Source organism: Pseudomonas sp. HD57-3 (assembly GCF_056113135.1).
The window spans coordinates 219,738-236,567 of record NZ_CM148568.1; the positions used below are offsets into that span (position 1 = coordinate 219,738).

Genomic DNA, 16,830 nt, shown 5'->3' on the forward strand with positions numbered 1-16,830 from the left:
TATGTTCAGTTTTCAGGCCCTGTTATCAACTGCCCTCAGCGGCAGTTATTCACAGGGCTTAATCCACAGAAATCAGGTGAATGAAGGAATCGCGGACACGGAAAATCCGCTCAGGAACAGGAATCTGTCCGGCACTGGAGGAAGGAAATACTAGAAGGGGGGACAGACAGGTCGCGAACGGACCTGTCTGTGGACAACGGAAGGGTTATTTACCGATGCAGAAGCTGGAAAAGATTCGTCCCAGCAAATCATCTGAACTGAAGGCGCCGGTGATTTCCCCGAGAGACTGCTGGGCCTGACGCAGGTCTTCGGCCAGTAGCTCGCCAGCACCCGCCAACGTCAGTTGGGCACGTCCATGTTCCAGGGCTTCACTGGCATGACGCAGGGCTTCGAGGTGCCGGCGGCGTGCGCTGAAACTACTTTCCGACGTTTGTTCGTAACCCATACAGGCCTTGAGGTGATCACGCAGCAGATCCAGCCCCTCGCCGGCGGATTTGGCGCTCAGACTGATCGTCACGTGGCCATCGTCACTGACTTCCAGGGCAATAGGCTCACCGGTGAGATCGGCCTTGTTGCGGATCAAGGTGACCTTCGCCGGATCTGGCCGGGTTTCAAGGAATTCCGGCCACAGGGCGAATGGATCGGCGGCCTCTGGCGCAGTGGCATCGACGACCAGCAGCACTCGGTCAGCCTCGCCGATGGCTTTCAACGCTCGTTCAACGCCGATCTTTTCCACATGGTCATCGGTATCACGCAGACCGGCGGTGTCCACAACGTGCAGCGGCATGCCATCGATGTGGATATGTTCGCGCAGGATGTCCCGAGTGGTGCCGGCGATTTCGGTCACGATTGCGGCTTCGCGACCGGCCAGTGCGTTGAGCAGGCTGGATTTGCCGGCATTCGGACGACCGGCAATCACCACGGTCATGCCGTCACGCAGCAACGCGCCCTGCCCGGCTTCGCGCAATACGGTGGATAACTCGTTACGAACCTTGTCGAGCATGCTCAGGACATGGCCATCGGCGAGGAAGTCGATTTCTTCTTCCGGGAAGTCGATAGCCGCTTCTACATAGATCCGCAGGCCGATCAACTGTTCGGTAAGGTTGTGCACGCGTTGGGAAAATGCACCCTGCAATGAACGCAGGGCATTGCGCGCGGCCTGTGCGGAACTGGCTTCGATCAGGTCGGCGATGGCCTCGGCCTGCGCCAGATCGAGTTTGTCATTGAGGAACGCTCTTTCGCTGAACTCACCGGGACGGGCCAGACGGCAACCCAGTTCCAGACAACGCTTGAGCAACATGTCGAGGACGATCGGGCCACCGTGGCCCTGCAGTTCCAGTACATCTTCGCCGGTGAACGAGTTCGGTCCGGGGAAATACAGAGCCAGACCTTCATCCAGCACCTGTTGATCGTCACTGAAGAACGGGCCGTAGTGGGCAAACCGTGGTTTCAGCTCGCGGCCGCTGATGGCTTTGGCCGCAACGCTGGCCAGCGGCCCGGAAATTCGAACGATGCCCACGCCGCCACGGCCCTGGGCGGTAGCGACGGCTGCGATGGTTTCACGAGGTGCGCTCATAAACCGGTATCCAGACAAAAATGGCAGATAGCAAAACGCCCCACTAGGGGGCGTTTTGAGTGGTGTTATCCACAGAGTAAGTTACGCCTCGGCTTTTTTCGTCGCCGCTTCGATCTTACGCGTGATGTACCACTGTTGGGCAATCGACAGGCAGTTGTTCACAACCCAGTACAGAACCAGACCCGCCGGGAACCACAGGAAGAAGAAGGTGAAGATGATTGGCATCATTTTCATCACCTTGGCCTGCATCGGATCCGGAGGTGTAGGGTTCAGACGCTGCTGGATGAACATGGTCGCGCCCATGATGATCGGCAGGATGAAGAACGGATCCTTGATCGACAGGTCGGTAATCCACAGCATGAACGGCGCCTGGCGCATTTCCACGCTTTCCAGCAGAACCCAGTACAGGGAAAGGAAAACCGGCATCTGCACCAGGATCGGCAAGCAGCCACCCAGCGGATTGATCTTCTCTTTCTTGTACAGCTCCATCATGGCTTGCGACATTTTCTGCCGGTCATCGCCATGTTGCTCTTTCAGTGCAGCCAGTTTCGGAGCCACGGCGCGCATGCGGGCCATCGACTTGTAGCTGGCGGCCGACAGAGGGAAGAAGATCCCTTTGATCAGCATGGTCAGGAAGATGATCGACCAGCCCCAGTTGCCGACGATGCTGTGGATATGTTGCAGCAGCCAGAAGATTGGCTGGGCAATGAACCACAGAATGCCGTAGTCGACAGTCAGTTCCAGACCTGGGGACAACTCTTTCAGCACCGCCTGGCTTTTCGGACCGGCATAGAGAACAGCGCTGGTCTCGACTTTTGCACCCGGTGCAGCGGTCAACGAAGGACCGGTGTAACCGATGATGTAGTTGCCTTTGCTGTCTTTACGGGTCTGGACGATGTTGTTTTCGCCCTTCGGAGCAACCCATGCAGTCACGAAGTAGTGTTGCAGCCATGCTACCCAGCCACCGGTGACGGTTTCCTTGAGCTGAGCTTTGTCCATGTCCTTCATGGACACTTTCTTGTACGGCTCGGAACTTGTCCACAGGGCGGCGCCCAGGTAAGTCGCGGTACCGGTAGCAGTTGTGGACGAAGGATCGGCGCTTGCATCGCGCTTCAGCTGGGCAAACATCGAACCGGACCAAGGTTGAGCGCTCTGGTTGTCGATCAGATAGGTCACGGTCACGTCATACAGGCCACGTTTCAGAGTGAAACGTTTGATGTAATTGACGCCGTCCTTGCTGAATTTCAGGTCGACGACCAGTTGGTCCTGACCGTCAGCCAGTTGATAAGTCTTCTTCTCCGAGGAGTAGATCGGACGACCGGCCGGGTTTGCATCCGGACCGTTGGTGCCGATCAGACCGCTCTGTGCCAGATAAGTACGTTCGCCACCGTTGTCGAACAGCTGGAACGGAACGTCCGGACGATCCTGACGACGTGGATACAGCGGCAAGGTCAGCTGGGCAACATCGCCACCTTGTGGATCGATCGCGAGATCGAGCACGTCGGTCTTGATCTGGATCAGATCCTTGCTGACAGCGACCGGCGTTTCGGCAGGTGCGCTGGTATCGCTTGCGGCGCGCGGAATATCGTCACTGGCAGCAGCATTATTGCCAGTGGCGGTGTCCGGCAAACCGGATGTAGTCGTACTGGAAGCAACATTCTGAGTCGGCAGGGCAGCCTGGCCATAGTCCTGGTTCCATTTAAGGACCATGACGTAGGACACGATTGCCAGGGCGACGATCAGGATCGTGCGTTTGATATCCATGATTACTCGGCCATCGAAGAAGAACGGGAGGTAGGGATAGGTGGAACCGGGTCATAACCACCGGGATTCCACGGATGACAGCGACCTAAACGACGAAAGGTCAGCCAGCCACCGCGCAGAAGGCCATGATTTTCGATGGCTTCATACGCGTAGCAAGAACAACTGGGGTAGAAACGACAGTGACTGGCCATCAGGGGACTAATGGCGTAGCGATAAAACTGGATCGGAACGAGTGCCAGTTTACGCATCTGGACTGTCTACCCCTACAGTTTCGGTTTTGACTGCTGGTACCGGCTTGTTGCGTGCCAGACGTTTCCAGAGTTTGCCGAAATGCTGAATCAATTCGGGGTTTTCTACGTCACCCAAACCTTTGCGCGCGACGATAACGATGTCCCAGCCGACCAGTGAATCCTGGTGCAGGCGAAACGATTCGCGCATAAGACGTTTGAGGCGATTGCGCTCGACGGAGAGCTTGACGCTCTTTTTCCCGATAACCAGCCCGAGACGGGGGTGATCGAGATCGTTGTTGCGCGCAAGGAGCAGGAGATTTTTCCCCGGAACCTTGCCGGTAGGGGAGTCAAAGACTGCCTTGAAATGCCGGGGAGTAAGCAGACGCTTTTCCCGACTGAAGTCCTGACTCACCTCCAGTGCCGGATTATCAAACTGCCAGACGTGCGCGGCCTTTGGCGCGACGACGCGACAGTACGGCACGACCGTTCTTGGTAGCCATGCGAGCACGGAAACCGTGGGTACGAGCGCGTTTGATAGTGCTTGGTTGGAAAGTACGTTTCATGTCGTGTTACCTGGTTCGTCCACAACGGGCCGGAATGGCCCCCGTTTTAAGAGACCGGGGATTCTAGAGAAAGCAAGCCAATAGGTCAATTTCCAACCAACGTTTCCTTATAAATAGATCTTCGGAGCAGTCGGGACCTGATTACCCGTTTGCCAAAGATAAAAATAAAGAAGGGAATTATTTAAAGCTTTTCTGTAAAGCTTGTAAAAGCTAGGTACACGGTTCTCTGTGGATAACTGGCTCAAGGCCTTGTTTCAAGCGATGTACAGAGAATGACAACTACAGTGGAAAACCGTGTTCAGCCTGTGCTGCGCTGTCGGATAACCTGTGTGTGGAATAGGTGGTTATCCACAAGCTGGTTATCCACCGACTTTCGCCCCCAGTTGTCCAGTGTGCTCAGATAGGGTTATCCACAGAGCTTATACACACACCGTCGGTCGCCTTTTTCGCATTTAACGCATTGATAAATCATGTCCACCGGGCAACCTGCATGTGGATAAGTGGACGACTGGCCGCTACAATGGCCGCTTGTTTTTGCCTCACCGGCTTTCAACTTAGGGGATATCCGTGTCAGTGGAACTTTGGCAGCAGTGCGTGGAGCTTTTGCGCGAAGAGCTGCCTGCCCAACAATTCAACACCTGGATCCGTCCACTACAGGTCGAAGCCGAAGGCGACGAGTTGCGCGTCTACGCACCGAACCGTTTTGTTCTGGACTGGGTCAACGAAAAGTACCTGGGGCGCGTCCTTGAACTGCTGGATGAGCATGGCAACGGACTCGCACCGTCGCTCTCCTTATTAATAGGCAGCAAACGCAGTTCGGCGCCGCGTGCCGCACCGAATGCGCCATTGGCTGCTGCGCAAGTGTCCCAGGCTCAGGCCAATACCGCGCCAGCCAGTGCACCAGCACCAGCTCCGACGCCTGCGCCGACCAAGCGCTCGACGCAGAAAACCGAAGAAATCAGTGAAGAGCCCTCACGCGACAGCTTTGATCCGATGGCCGGTGCCGCTTCGCAACAGGCCCCGGTGCGCGCTGAACAGCGCACCGTGCAGGTCGAAGGCGCGCTCAAGCACACCAGCTACCTCAACCGCACCTTCACCTTCGAGAACTTCGTCGAAGGTAAATCCAACCAGCTCGCCCGTGCGGCGGCCTGGCAGGTGGCAGACAACCCGAAGCACGGCTACAACCCGCTCTTCCTTTATGGTGGCGTCGGTCTGGGTAAGACGCACTTGATGCACGCAGTGGGTAACCATCTATTAAAGAAGAACCCGAATGCCAAGGTCGTGTACCTGCATTCCGAGCGTTTCGTGGCCGACATGGTCAAGGCGCTGCAACTGAACGCGATCAACGAGTTCAAGCGTTTCTATCGTTCGGTGGACGCCCTGCTGATCGACGACATTCAGTTCTTCGCCCGCAAGGAACGTTCCCAGGAAGAGTTTTTCCACACCTTCAACGCCCTGCTTGAAGGTGGCCAGCAGGTCATTCTCACCAGTGACCGATACCCGAAAGAAATCGAAGGCCTTGAAGAACGCCTCAAATCCCGCTTCGGCTGGGGCCTGACGGTTGCCGTCGAGCCGCCGGAACTGGAAACCCGCGTTGCCATCTTGATGAAGAAGGCCGACCAGGCCAAAGTCGAGTTGCCACACGATGCGGCGTTCTTCATTGCCCAGCGTATTCGCTCCAACGTCCGTGAACTGGAAGGCGCGCTGAAACGCGTGATCGCCCACTCGCACTTCATGGGCCGCGACATCACCATCGAGTTGATTCGCGAATCCCTGAAAGACCTGTTGGCGCTGCAGGACAAACTGGTCTCTGTGGATAACATTCAGCGCACCGTCGCCGAGTACTACAAGATCAAGATCTCCGACTTGCTGTCCAAGCGCCGTTCGCGTTCGGTCGCTCGTCCGCGTCAGGTGGCCATGGCATTGTCCAAGGAACTGACCAACCACAGCCTGCCGGAAATCGGCGATGTGTTTGGCGGCCGCGACCACACGACCGTGCTGCACGCCTGCCGCAAGATCAACGAACTTAAGGAATCCGACGCGGACATCCGCGAGGACTACAAGAACCTGCTGCGTACACTGACCACTTGATGAATACCAGCGCAGCTTATTAAGGCAAGGGACTAGACCATGCATTTCACCATTCAACGCGAAGCCCTGTTGAAACCCCTGCAACTGGTCGCAGGCGTCGTCGAGCGCCGACAGACCTTGCCGGTACTGTCCAACGTGCTGCTGGTTGTCGATGGCCAGCAACTGTCGCTGACCGGTACCGACCTGGAAGTCGAGCTGGTTGGTCGCGTGCAACTCGAGGAGCCGGCTGAAACAGGCTCCATCACCGTGCCGGCGCGCAAGCTGATGGATATCTGCAAGAGCCTGCCGAACGATGCGCTGATCGACATCAAGGTCGACGAGCAGAAGCTGGTGGTGAAAGCCGGCCGTAGCCGTTTCACCCTGTCGACCCTGCCGGCCAACGACTTCCCGACTGTGGAAGAAGGCCCGGGTTCGCTGACCACCAGTCTGGAACAGAGCAAGCTGCGTCGTCTGATCGAACGCACCAGTTTCGCCATGGCCCAGCAGGACGTGCGTTACTACCTCAACGGCATGTTGCTGGAAGTGTCGACCGGTGTGATCCGTGCCGTCGCCACTGACGGTCACCGTCTGGCCATGTGCTCGATGCAGGCCGACATCGGTCAGCAGGAACGCCATCAGGTGATCGTGCCGCGTAAAGGCATTCTCGAACTGGCGCGTCTGCTCACCGAGCCGGACGGTAACGTCAGCATCGTCCTGGGCCAGCACCACATCCGTGCGACCACCGGCGAATTCACCTTCACCTCGAAACTGGTCGACGGCAAGTTCCCGGACTACGAGCGCGTTCTGCCGAAGGGCGGCGACAAGCTGGTACTGGGTGATCGTCAGGCGTTGCGCGAAGCGTTCAGCCGTACCGCGATTCTGTCCAACGAGAAGTACCGCGGTATCCGTCTGCAACTGGCCAGCGGTCAGTTGAAGATCCAGGCCAACAACCCGGAGCAGGAAGAAGCGGAAGAAGAAGTAGGCGTGGAATACAACGGCGGCTCCCTGGAAATCGGCTTCAACGTCAGCTATCTGCTGGACGTGCTGGGCGTGATGACTACCGAGCAGGTTCGTCTGATCCTGTCCGACTCCAACAGCAGTGCGCTGGTGCAAGAGTCCGACAATGACGATTCGGCTTACGTTGTCATGCCGATGCGTCTGTAATCAGCTGACTCTGGATGTCGCTAAGTCGCGTCTCGGTCACCGCGGTGCGCAATTTGCACCCGGTGACCTTCTCCCCCTCCCCCCGAATCAACATTCTTTACGGCGCCAACGGCAGCGGCAAAACCAGTGTTCTGGAAGCCATTCACCTGCTGGGGCTTGCCCGTTCGTTTCGTAGCACGCGGCTGTTGCCGGTCATCCAGTATGAGCAACTCGCCTGTACTGTTTTTGGTCAGGTCGAGCTCGCCGAGGGTGGCCATAGCGCATTGGGGATATCCCGCGATCGTCAGGGTGAGTTCCAGATCCGCATCGACGGTCAGAACGCTCGTAGCGCTGCGCAACTGGCGGAGATCCTGCCGCTGCAGTTGATCAACCCCGACAGCTTTCGCCTGCTGGAAGGCGCGCCGAAGATTCGCCGGCAGTTCCTCGACTGGGGTGTGTTCCACGTCGAGCCGCGGTTCATGGCCACCTGGCAGCGTTTGCAGAAGGCCTTGCGCCAGAGAAACTCCTGGCTGCGGCATGGTACACTTGACGCCGTTTCGCAAGCGGTTTGGGACAGGGAACTGTGCCAGGCCAGCGCTGAAATCGATGAATACCGCCGCGCTTACATCAAAGCCTTGAAACCAGTCTTTGAACAAACCTTGAGCGAACTGGTTGAGCTCGAAGGTTTGACGCTCAGCTATTACCGAGGCTGGGACAAGGACCGGGAATTGAGCGCTGTACTCGCCGGATCCGTGCAACGGGACCAGCAAATGGGTCATACCCAGGCTGGGCCACAACGGGCTGACTTGCGTCTTAGATTGGACGCACACAATGCCGCGGACATCTTGTCCCGGGGTCAGCAGAAGTTGGTGGTCTGTGCGTTGCGGATTGCCCAAGGGCATCTGGTGAGCCAGGCCCGACGCGGCCAGTGTATTTATCTGGTGGATGACTTGCCGTCCGAGCTGGACGAGAGCCACCGTCGCGCGCTGTGCCGCTTGCTGGAAGACTTACGCTGCCAGGTTTTTATCACCTGTGTAGATCACGAATTATTGAGGGAAGGCTGGCAGACGGAAACGCCAGTCGCTCTGTTCCACGTGGAACAGGGCCGTATCACCCAGACCCACGACCATCGGGAGTGAAGGCATTGAGCGAAGAAAATACGTACGACTCATCGAGCATTAAAGTGCTGAAAGGCCTGGATGCCGTGCGCAAACGTCCCGGTATGTACATTGGTGACACCGACGATGGCAGCGGTCTGCACCACATGGTGTTCGAGGTGGTCGACAACTCGATCGACGAAGCCCTCGCCGGCCACTGCGACGACATCAGCATCATCATCCACCCGGATGAGTCCATCACCGTTAAAGACAACGGCCGTGGCATCCCGGTAGACGTGCACAAAGAGGAAGGCGTTTCCGCCGCCGAGGTCATCATGACCGTCCTCCACGCTGGCGGTAAGTTCGACGACAACTCCTACAAGGTATCCGGCGGTCTGCACGGTGTAGGTGTTTCGGTTGTGAACGCGCTGTCCGAAGAGCTGGTTCTGACCGTGCGCCGCAGCGGCAAGATCTGGGAGCAGACCTACGTCCACGGCGTGCCTCAGGCACCGATGGCGATCGTTGGTGACAGCGAAACCACCGGTACCCAGATTCACTTCAAGGCTTCCAGCGAAACCTTCAAGAACATTCACTTCAGCTGGGACATCCTGGCCAAGCGCATTCGTGAACTGTCCTTCCTCAACTCCGGTGTCGGTATCGTCCTCAAGGATGAGCGCAGCGGCAAGGAAGAGCTGTTCAAGTACGAAGGCGGCCTGCGTGCGTTCGTTGAATACCTGAACACCAACAAGACTGCGGTCAACCAGGTGTTCCACTTCAACATCCAGCGTGAAGACGGCATCGGCGTGGAAATCGCCCTGCAGTGGAACGACAGCTTCAACGAGAACCTGTTGTGCTTCACCAACAACATTCCGCAGCGCGACGGCGGCACCCACCTGGTGGGCTTCCGTTCCGCACTGACGCGTAACCTGAACAACTACATCGAGCAGGAAGGTCTGGCGAAGAAGCACAAAGTCGCCACCACCGGTGACGATGCCCGTGAAGGCCTGACCGCGATCATCTCGGTGAAGGTGCCGGATCCGAAGTTCAGCTCCCAGACCAAAGACAAGCTGGTTTCTTCCGAAGTGAAGACCGCGGTCGAACAGGAAATGGGCAAGTACTTCTCCGACTTCCTGCTGGAAAACCCGAACGAAGCCAAACTGGTCGTCGGCAAGATGATCGATGCTGCCCGTGCCCGTGAAGCCGCGCGCAAGGCCCGTGAGATGACCCGCCGCAAAGGCGCGCTGGACATCGCCGGCCTGCCAGGCAAGCTCGCTGACTGCCAGGAAAAAGACCCGGCGCTGTCCGAACTGTACCTCGTGGAAGGTGACTCCGCGGGCGGCTCTGCCAAGCAGGGACGTAACCGCAAGACCCAGGCCATCCTGCCACTGAAGGGCAAGATCCTAAACGTCGAGAAAGCCCGTTTCGACAAGATGATCTCGTCCCAGGAAGTGGGCACCCTGATCACCGCGCTAGGCTGCGGTATCGGTCGCGAAGAGTACAACATCGACAAGCTGCGCTATCACAACATCATCATCATGACCGATGCTGACGTCGACGGTTCGCACATCCGTACCCTGCTGCTGACCTTCTTCTTCCGTCAGTTGCCTGAGCTGATCGAGCGCGGCTACATCTACATCGCCCAGCCGCCGCTGTACAAGGTCAAGAAAGGCAAGCAAGAGCAATACATCAAAGACGACGACGCCATGGAGGAGTACATGACGCAGTCGGCCCTGGAAGATGCGAGCCTGCACCTGAACGAAGACGCCCCGGGTATTTCCGGTGAAGCGCTGGAACGTCTGGTGAATGACTTCCGCATGGTGATGAAGACCCTCAAGCGTCTGTCGCGCCTGTACCCGCAGGAGCTGACCGAGCACTTCATCTACCTGCCGGCCGTCAGCCTGGAAATGCTCGGCGACCACGCCAAGATGCAAGACTGGCTGGCCCAGTACGAAGTCCGTCTGCGCACCGTCGAGAAGTCGGGCCTGGTCTACAAGGCCAGCCTGCGTGAAGACCGCGAGCGTGGTGTGTGGCTGCCAGAGGTCGAGTTGATCTCCCACGGCCTGTCGAACTACGTCACCTTCAACCGTGACTTCTTCGGCAGCAACGACTACAAGACCGTCGTCACCCTCGGCGCTCAACTGAGCACCCTGCTCGACGACGGCGCGTACATCCAGCGTGGCGAGCGCAAGAAAGCGGTCACCGAGTTCAAGGAAGCCCTGGACTGGCTGATGGCCGAAAGCACCAAGCGCCACACCATCCAGCGATACAAAGGTCTGGGCGAAATGAACCCGGATCAGCTGTGGGAAACCACCATGGACCCAAGCGTGCGCCGCATGCTGAAAGTCACCATCGAAGACGCCATTGGCGCGGACCAGATCTTCAACACCCTGATGGGTGATGCGGTCGAACCTCGCCGTGACTTCATCGAGAGCAACGCTTTGGCGGTTTCCAACCTGGATTTTTGATCCCGGTTGCAGGATCCCAGAAAAGCGGCTGTATATTTCCAATATGCTGCTTTCGCTACGCCATGAAAAAGGCCAACCCATGCGGGTTGGCCTTTTTTCTTGGTGTTGTCCCGTCTTGAATTAACTGACCACCCCAATCGTCAAAATACAGTTTCATTCATTGGAGTGGCTTTGACCCCAGCGTACCAAAAGCACTTATGAAGCCGCGTAATACAAACAACGACTACATCGTTGGGCCAAGTTAATCAGCGCATTTCTTAAAGCTGGAAGGCTGAATTCGGCCCAAGTGTAATCGAGTCTTGGCTGACCGACAGGTAGACGAGGTCGCAGCTTGTGGCACGAGGAAATTCCTGGATCGCACCGTTGTAAATTCCCATTATGGGGTGCGACGAAATTTTCTACATGTGGTGGTTACACGTCTTCTGTGAGCATTAAATAGAGGTCCACCTCAATAAATGGACCTCTTTAAAATGCGTAACGCTATTGTCGTAATTTCAGTGAACACCATTGCAAGCATTCTGGCTGGTCTCGTGCTTCATTGGATCACCCTCCCTCCTTTAGACGAATCCATGCGACCTGTGGCTGCTGTACTTGTGTCGGTCGCTCATCCTTTAACCAGGTGATGTTCTCTACTGCAAAGAGGTCGTCGGGTGGTGACCTCGAGCTTGGTAGTGAGGCTATTTATTACAAGTGAAAGGGCTTCACAGGACGTAAACCGTCCAGGTCAAGATTTAGCCATTGATTCGCAAGCGCTCAAGGTAGTGCCGGGGACGCCTGTCATCTCTCTAATTGAAATCTGCTTACCACTTGGCTTTCTGGTGCGAGAGCTCAAGCAGGTCAGAGGGCATGTTAACTTCCGCCTCTTCATACTGACGAAAAGCCGCTAAAGCCTCTTCCCAGAGCACCATCTGCTTTTCGATTAATTCGTAGTTCCTCTACGCCTGATCATATACATCTGAAGGATTGTACAAATGGTCAATAACCACTCCACGGCTCGGTGCTGTTTTGCGAGCTTGTTTTCGCTGCAGTATGTCTGACTCATGCCATTCAGGACTACTGCTACAAGCCTTTGCTGAGTACTATCAAGAAACCTTCTGTTGATACGGTTTTAGCAAAGATGGATGTGTACAAGCTCCGCACCGAAGACACAGAAAGCAAGATCATAGATAAGGATCGTTTTGAGGCTGAGACCTTTCGAAGGGAGCCATGGTACCAACTCGGAGGTGCGGGAAAGCTTGCTCAGTTTGCGGTATGTCCGGCGTGCGACAATCCAATCCAGCTGGTTGGGCTGTATGAGTTACCCTCCAACGTAAAGAATCCTTTCGCAAAGCACGCTACCAAGAGCATCCGTAGCATCGCTCCATTTGATGGCGACGCTCGTAACGACTGCCCCTACTTTCAGCCTCGTCAGCACAAAAAGTCCGATCGAAAAGCCAGCTTTGACGGGGTTCCCCGAAAAATTCTCAAGCTGCTGATCGAGCAGTTCGACCGTGTGGTTTATATCTTGGAGAAAGAAACCCAACTGGTCCTGTCTGAGAATGCCATGAGAGGCATGCTGCAGCGTTACAAGGGAGAACGTGGCTATCTCTATACCGGTGCGACGCTACTTAATGTGCCCTGGATCTTTGCTTACATGTCGGACGCTACCCGCCTGTTTGGCCAGAAGGTCGGCGGAAATGCTGAGCTCGTGAAAGCTATAGACTCTCATGTGCCGGGTGCAGAAATCAGCAGTAACGGCCGGCTGGAGTCGAAGAAGGTGGCCGGCTCGAAGGGCCTCTACTTTGATCTTAAGATGAGTTTCATTCGACACCGAGTCGTCAAAGACAACGAAGCGTCCGGATTGCTTGAAAGTATGGAGTTTGTGGTGTCGCAGCCTCGCATAGGTGAGCTTGAGCACATTCACAAGGAAGTTATCAAATTCGATCCGGCTTGGTTTGAATACCTTATCCGGATGCCTGCTGATCATCCCTATCGCAGAATGGATAGAGTGGAAGTGGCCCGTGAAGAACTGGGGGATCTGTTAGAGCTGCCCCAAGCTTGAGGGGGGGCATGTAAACTGCTTTTTTAACTGTAAAGCAATGTGGCTAACAGTAAAAAAGTGGTTTTTATCGTGGTCAGGCACATGCATTAGCTGCACCCCTGGTCAGGGCGCTCGTCATTGATTAGTTCGGCGCCAGTCGAGTACCTCGTCATGAGCTGCCTACTAATGCATGAGTCGCCCCTGGTTTCGCAGATATCTCCAAGCCAGGTTCAGATAGCGGACTTTTTGTATACAAGGACTCGTCCGGCCTTGCGTGCGAACACCAACCCGTACTGTTCAAGGCTTCGCCGCACGTGTCGGCCAAAGTCATGGCGCGTCTTATGTTGCAACGGTGCCCAAGCTACTTCTCCGATAATCTGCCGAATCGTGAACTCCTGCCCCAGTGGCGTTACCGCGATGGTTTGCTTGAGGACTCGAGAAGCCTCATCCCATCCGGCAATCTGAGTAAAATTCATAAAGTTGCCCTTTAGTAGTAATTGTATGCTGCTGAGTGCAGTAATTTAGCCGCGAATGATGATCTCGATACGGTCGATATCCACACCAAAGGTGATTGCCAAGCCAGCTTTTGCTTCCACGAGGGTCAATCCGCGGACACCATATGGAACGCTTGACGTGTCGGCGGTGGTCGTTGGCACGGGCGGCTTCTGTTGTCCCAACACACTCGAGGTGAACTCGGGATAGAGAATCTCGTTCAACTTTCTCCATGTGTCGGCACGGGGGGTCGCAAATTCCCCGCTGTCAGGTTCTTCATAGCGACGGGGCATCACGCCATGAATGCCGGCCCTACGGGCGAGTTCGGCGCGACTCAATCCAAGGAATTCGCGTCGAGTTTTAAGGGCAGCTGGAAAGTCGGAGGAGGTGGGTGAGGGCAACATGGGGAGTACCTGAGGTATGTGGCGATATGGAAAGTATATTTCAGGTTGCCCTCAAATTCAACATTAAGTTGATTCGGGTTGTGCTATCGCCAAGGCAAATCCTGTGCCGTGCTCCGACGGGCATTGGTCCATGCGCCATCACGTGTCACGTTTCGACCCTGACCTCGGACAACTCTTCGCGACGACACAACTTGTCGCCCCCTCATAACAAAATGCAGAAAACACCAGGAGCCCGCTGTCATGAAGAACCTACTTGCTGCCATCGGTTGTGTTGTAGTGCTAAAGAAGGCCTGTGAGCTATACCGCGAGTACCAGGATTTGAAGTGTTACAAGGAAGTCCACGCGTCCAACGGTCACTGAACTGGCAGTGTGCCCCTCTGACTTTGGTCTCATGTCACGTTAGAAGAGTGGCACTGAGCCATCATTTTTATTAGCATCGTGGCCAATCTGACGTCAGTCACCGGACGGCAGCGACTGATGCACAACAAGGTAGTTTCCATGTCTCAAGCGAAGGATACGCTGCTCAGGCTGCTCGCCCTGCTGCGCCTGATTCCTACCGAGCCGCAGCGTATTGCCAGCACCACGCTGCTGGAAAAGCTGCATGACAAGGGTTTTTCCGTCACGCTGCGCTCCATCCAACGCGACCTCAACCGGCTCTCCCTGCCGTTCTCGTTGCAATGTGACGAGAGCGAATCACCTTTCCGCTGGAGCTTCACCCGCGACGCACCGCTGAGGCTGGAAGACATGGACGCGCCGACTGCGCTCGCCCTTTACCTGTCCGAAAGCCATCTGACAACGCTGCTGCCACAGACCGTAATCGACCAGCTCAGTCCGCAGTTTCGCCGAGCCCGGAATTTCCTTGGCGATGTGGGCCACAACGGTTTGGCGGACTGGGCACGTCGTGTCCGTGCGATCCCCAACGGTAAAACTCTCTTGCCAGCGGCGATTGCTCCCGAGGTCTGGCGAGTGGTCTCGGGGAGCCTTTTGGAGCGTCGAAAGATTGAGGTCGCCTACCGCAGTCGCAGCAAAGGTGGTGTGAAGCAACTGGTTCTGCACCCGGTCGGGTTAGTTGCCCGGCATGCCATTACTTACCTACTTGCATCGGTTGACGGCTACGACGACTTGCGCCAGTTCGCCCTGCATCGGATCCAGTTGATCCAGATGCTGGAAACCGAGGCCAGAGAGCAACCCGACTTCAACATCGACGAATACATCGCCAGAGGCCGCTTCAGCCAACGTCAGGGCGATGAGCGCGTTGAACTGGTTGCGGACGTCCATCCCCAACTTGCCGAGTTGCTGAGCGAGACGCCGCTCAGTGATGAGCAATCCCTGGTCGGCCTCCCCGACCAGGCCTGGAAGCGCTTATGCGCCTGGGTCGCGCTGGACCGCGAGACCTTGTGGTGGATCTTCGGCCTCAACGAGAACATCCGCGTCCATGCACCTCAGGTCTGGGTCGACGAGATCCGTCAGCGCTTGAAATCGATGCACCAGTTCTATTTGAACGAAGAGATTCTCGCTATCCCCGCCCCTAACCTCTCTTGCGCCAGCACCGCCGACGCTAAGCACACCGTGTGAGGCTTTCTCATGGATAACCAAGACAACAAACTCATCAGCCATTCGGTCAGTCTTTGCCCGATCTGGCCCACCCAGGCCTCGGAGAAAATCGGCCGTATGGTCGGCGAGATCAGCCAGGCCAACGACATCATGGCTAAGATCGCTTCCACCGCCCAGAACAACGCGATTAAGGGCGGGTTCGCGGCGGAAACCTGGCATGCCGAGTCGTTCAACCTAGACGCCATCCTCAAGGACAAGGATGTCCGGGCCTTCACCGATAACTTCGCCAAAACACCGCTCGCGAAGAACGACATGACTCACGACATCGTCATCATGAAGGGCGATACGCAACTGCAGGGCGCACAGCTGAAATACTTCAAGAACGCCGATGCCACGCAGAAGGCGTTTCGCTCAAGCAAGGACGGAGTTCACCGTTACGAGAATGCCGACGTGTTCCTCGGGCCGTCCGATCAGATCGAAGGCATCAAGCTGTCCGCTCACAAGGACATGCTGAAAAACCGGAACACCCGCCCCGAGGTCGCCCGCGCAGCAGAGAAAGTGCATGACAAGGCCTCCGGCCGTCTCGACGCCGAGGGCGTTCAGTCCACAGGATTGAGCAAGCGTGACGCGGAGCACGTTGGCGCGGGATCGGTCACTGGCAAGGATCGGCACGCGAATCTGCAGACGGGCTACTTGAACAAAGCGACGCTCCAGCAAAGCATGCGTGCGGCGGGGTCGGCGGCGATCGTCACCACTGTCATCGCCGGCAGCATCAACACCTTCCAGTACATCCGCCAGGTCAGGGACGGCGAGATCACCGCCGAACGTGCCACCGTGCTGATCCTGCAGAACACGGCCATCGCCGCCGGCGACAGCGCGCTGAAGGCTGGTGTGGCCTCCGCGAGTGTCAGCATCGCTGCCCGTTCGATGCCTGGCCTGTTCGCCGGCTCGGTGTTCAAACGCTCTTTTGCCAATGGCGGCATTGCCGGAGCGGCTGTCTGCGCGGTGGACGTGGTGCAGAACCTAGTGTTGTTCGCCGCCGGCAAGATCACCGGCGAAGAATTGGAAACCCGCACGGGAAAGGGTTTGCTACTGACCGGCGCCGGTGTGAGCGGGGCCTCGGTGGGCGCGGCGATTGGCGCTCTGGGCGGCCCCGCTGGCGCGCTGGTAGGCAGCATCGTCGGTGGATTGATCACAACGCTGGCGATGAACATTGCTTTGGACAACCACATCGAGAAGAGCTTCCAGTTGACCTTGGTCGCCACGGAGCGCGTGGTTAGTAACGGCGTCGCCGTTCATGAAGCCCTGGAGTACCTGCAGGTCTCGCAACAGTTCTATGGCGACTTTCACAAGGGCCTGTACCTGTCGGAGAAACACTTCGCTACTCAGGTCAAGACCTTGGAAGCGCAAAGCAAAAGACTGAGAAACAAGATCAACTCTCTTTAAGGCCGG

The 16,830-nt window shown here is 56.6% G+C and carries 13 protein-coding genes; 7 read left to right on the top strand and 6 right to left on the bottom strand.

Going from position 1 to position 16,830, the window contains the following annotated elements; genetic code table 11:
• Positions 1–205 precede the first annotated feature (205 nt).
• The 5 genes from mnmE to rpmH all read right to left on the bottom strand — a co-directional run bounded on the left by mnmE (position 206) and on the right by rpmH (position 4,133).
• Entirely contained in the window at positions 206–1,576 is a 1,371-nt protein-coding gene (gene mnmE, locus AC0R79_RS01010; RefSeq protein ID WP_127800792.1) for a tRNA uridine-5-carboxymethylaminomethyl(34) synthesis GTPase MnmE, read from the bottom strand.
• An 81-nt stretch (positions 1,577–1,657) separates the two neighbouring features.
• Complete coding sequence (yidC, locus tag AC0R79_RS01015) at positions 1,658–3,340, bottom strand: membrane protein insertase YidC (RefSeq protein WP_074689782.1); 1,683 nt, start codon at positions 3,338–3,340, stop codon at positions 1,658–1,660.
• 2 nt (positions 3,341–3,342) lie between these two features.
• Entirely contained in the window at positions 3,343–3,588 is a 246-nt protein-coding gene (yidD, locus tag AC0R79_RS01020) for a membrane protein insertion efficiency factor YidD (RefSeq protein ID WP_010465488.1), read from the bottom strand.
• A complete protein-coding gene (rnpA, locus tag AC0R79_RS01025) occupies positions 3,581–3,982 on the bottom strand; it encodes a ribonuclease P protein component (RefSeq protein ID WP_011336726.1) in 402 nt (133 codons plus the stop codon). Before rnpA ends, yidD begins: the two co-directional genes overlap by 8 nt.
• Positions 3,983–3,998: 16 nt before the next feature.
• Positions 3,999–4,133, bottom strand: coding sequence for a 50S ribosomal protein L34 (gene rpmH / locus AC0R79_RS01030; protein WP_003213577.1), 135 nt, complete (start codon positions 4,131–4,133; stop codon positions 3,999–4,001).
• Positions 4,134–4,700: 567 nt separating this feature from the next.
• Between rpmH and dnaA the strand changes: the two genes are divergently transcribed.
• From dnaA to AC0R79_RS01055, 5 genes are all read left to right on the top strand, one after another.
• Positions 4,701–6,224 carry a chromosomal replication initiator protein DnaA gene (gene dnaA / locus AC0R79_RS01035; protein ID WP_007954132.1) on the top strand — a complete coding sequence of 508 codons (1,524 nt, stop codon included), beginning with the start codon at positions 4,701–4,703 and terminating at the stop codon, positions 6,222–6,224.
• A gap of 39 nt (positions 6,225–6,263) precedes the next feature.
• Positions 6,264–7,367 (top strand): DNA polymerase III subunit beta, encoded by a 1,104-nt coding sequence (dnaN, locus tag AC0R79_RS01040; protein ID WP_007954131.1) that lies wholly within the window; start codon positions 6,264–6,266, stop codon positions 7,365–7,367.
• A gap of 14 nt (positions 7,368–7,381) precedes the next feature.
• On the top strand, positions 7,382–8,485 hold the full coding sequence (recF, locus tag AC0R79_RS01045) for a DNA replication/repair protein RecF (protein WP_474732821.1): 1,104 nt from the start codon (positions 7,382–7,384) through the stop codon (positions 8,483–8,485).
• Positions 8,486–8,490: 5 nt separating this feature from the next.
• Positions 8,491–10,908: a DNA topoisomerase (ATP-hydrolyzing) subunit B gene (gene gyrB, locus AC0R79_RS01050; RefSeq protein WP_007954129.1), complete on the top strand. Its 2,418-nt coding sequence runs from the start codon at positions 8,491–8,493 to the stop codon at positions 10,906–10,908.
• A gap of 1,117 nt (positions 10,909–12,025) precedes the next feature.
• On the top strand, positions 12,026–12,949 hold the full coding sequence (locus tag AC0R79_RS01055) for a hypothetical protein (RefSeq protein WP_127796465.1): 924 nt from the start codon (positions 12,026–12,028) through the stop codon (positions 12,947–12,949).
• Positions 12,950–13,449: 500 nt separating this feature from the next.
• On the opposite strand, the gene AC0R79_RS01060 is transcribed toward AC0R79_RS01055, so the two are convergent.
• Positions 13,450–13,824 (bottom strand): helix-turn-helix domain-containing protein, encoded by a 375-nt coding sequence (locus AC0R79_RS01060; RefSeq protein ID WP_127796466.1) that lies wholly within the window; start codon positions 13,822–13,824, stop codon positions 13,450–13,452.
• Positions 13,825–14,322: 498 nt separating this feature from the next.
• Here AC0R79_RS01060 and AC0R79_RS01065 point away from each other — a divergent pair, with 498 nt between their 5' ends.
• Both AC0R79_RS01065 and AC0R79_RS01070 read left to right on the top strand, forming a co-directional pair.
• Positions 14,323–15,399 (top strand): helix-turn-helix transcriptional regulator, encoded by a 1,077-nt coding sequence (locus AC0R79_RS01065; protein ID WP_474732823.1) that lies wholly within the window; start codon positions 14,323–14,325, stop codon positions 15,397–15,399.
• A gap of 9 nt (positions 15,400–15,408) precedes the next feature.
• The gene (locus AC0R79_RS01070) at positions 15,409–16,824 is read left to right on the top strand and encodes a hypothetical protein (RefSeq protein ID WP_127796468.1); all 1,416 of its coding nucleotides are present in this window, start codon (positions 15,409–15,411) and stop codon (positions 16,822–16,824) included.
• Positions 16,825–16,830: the final 6 nt, after the last annotated feature.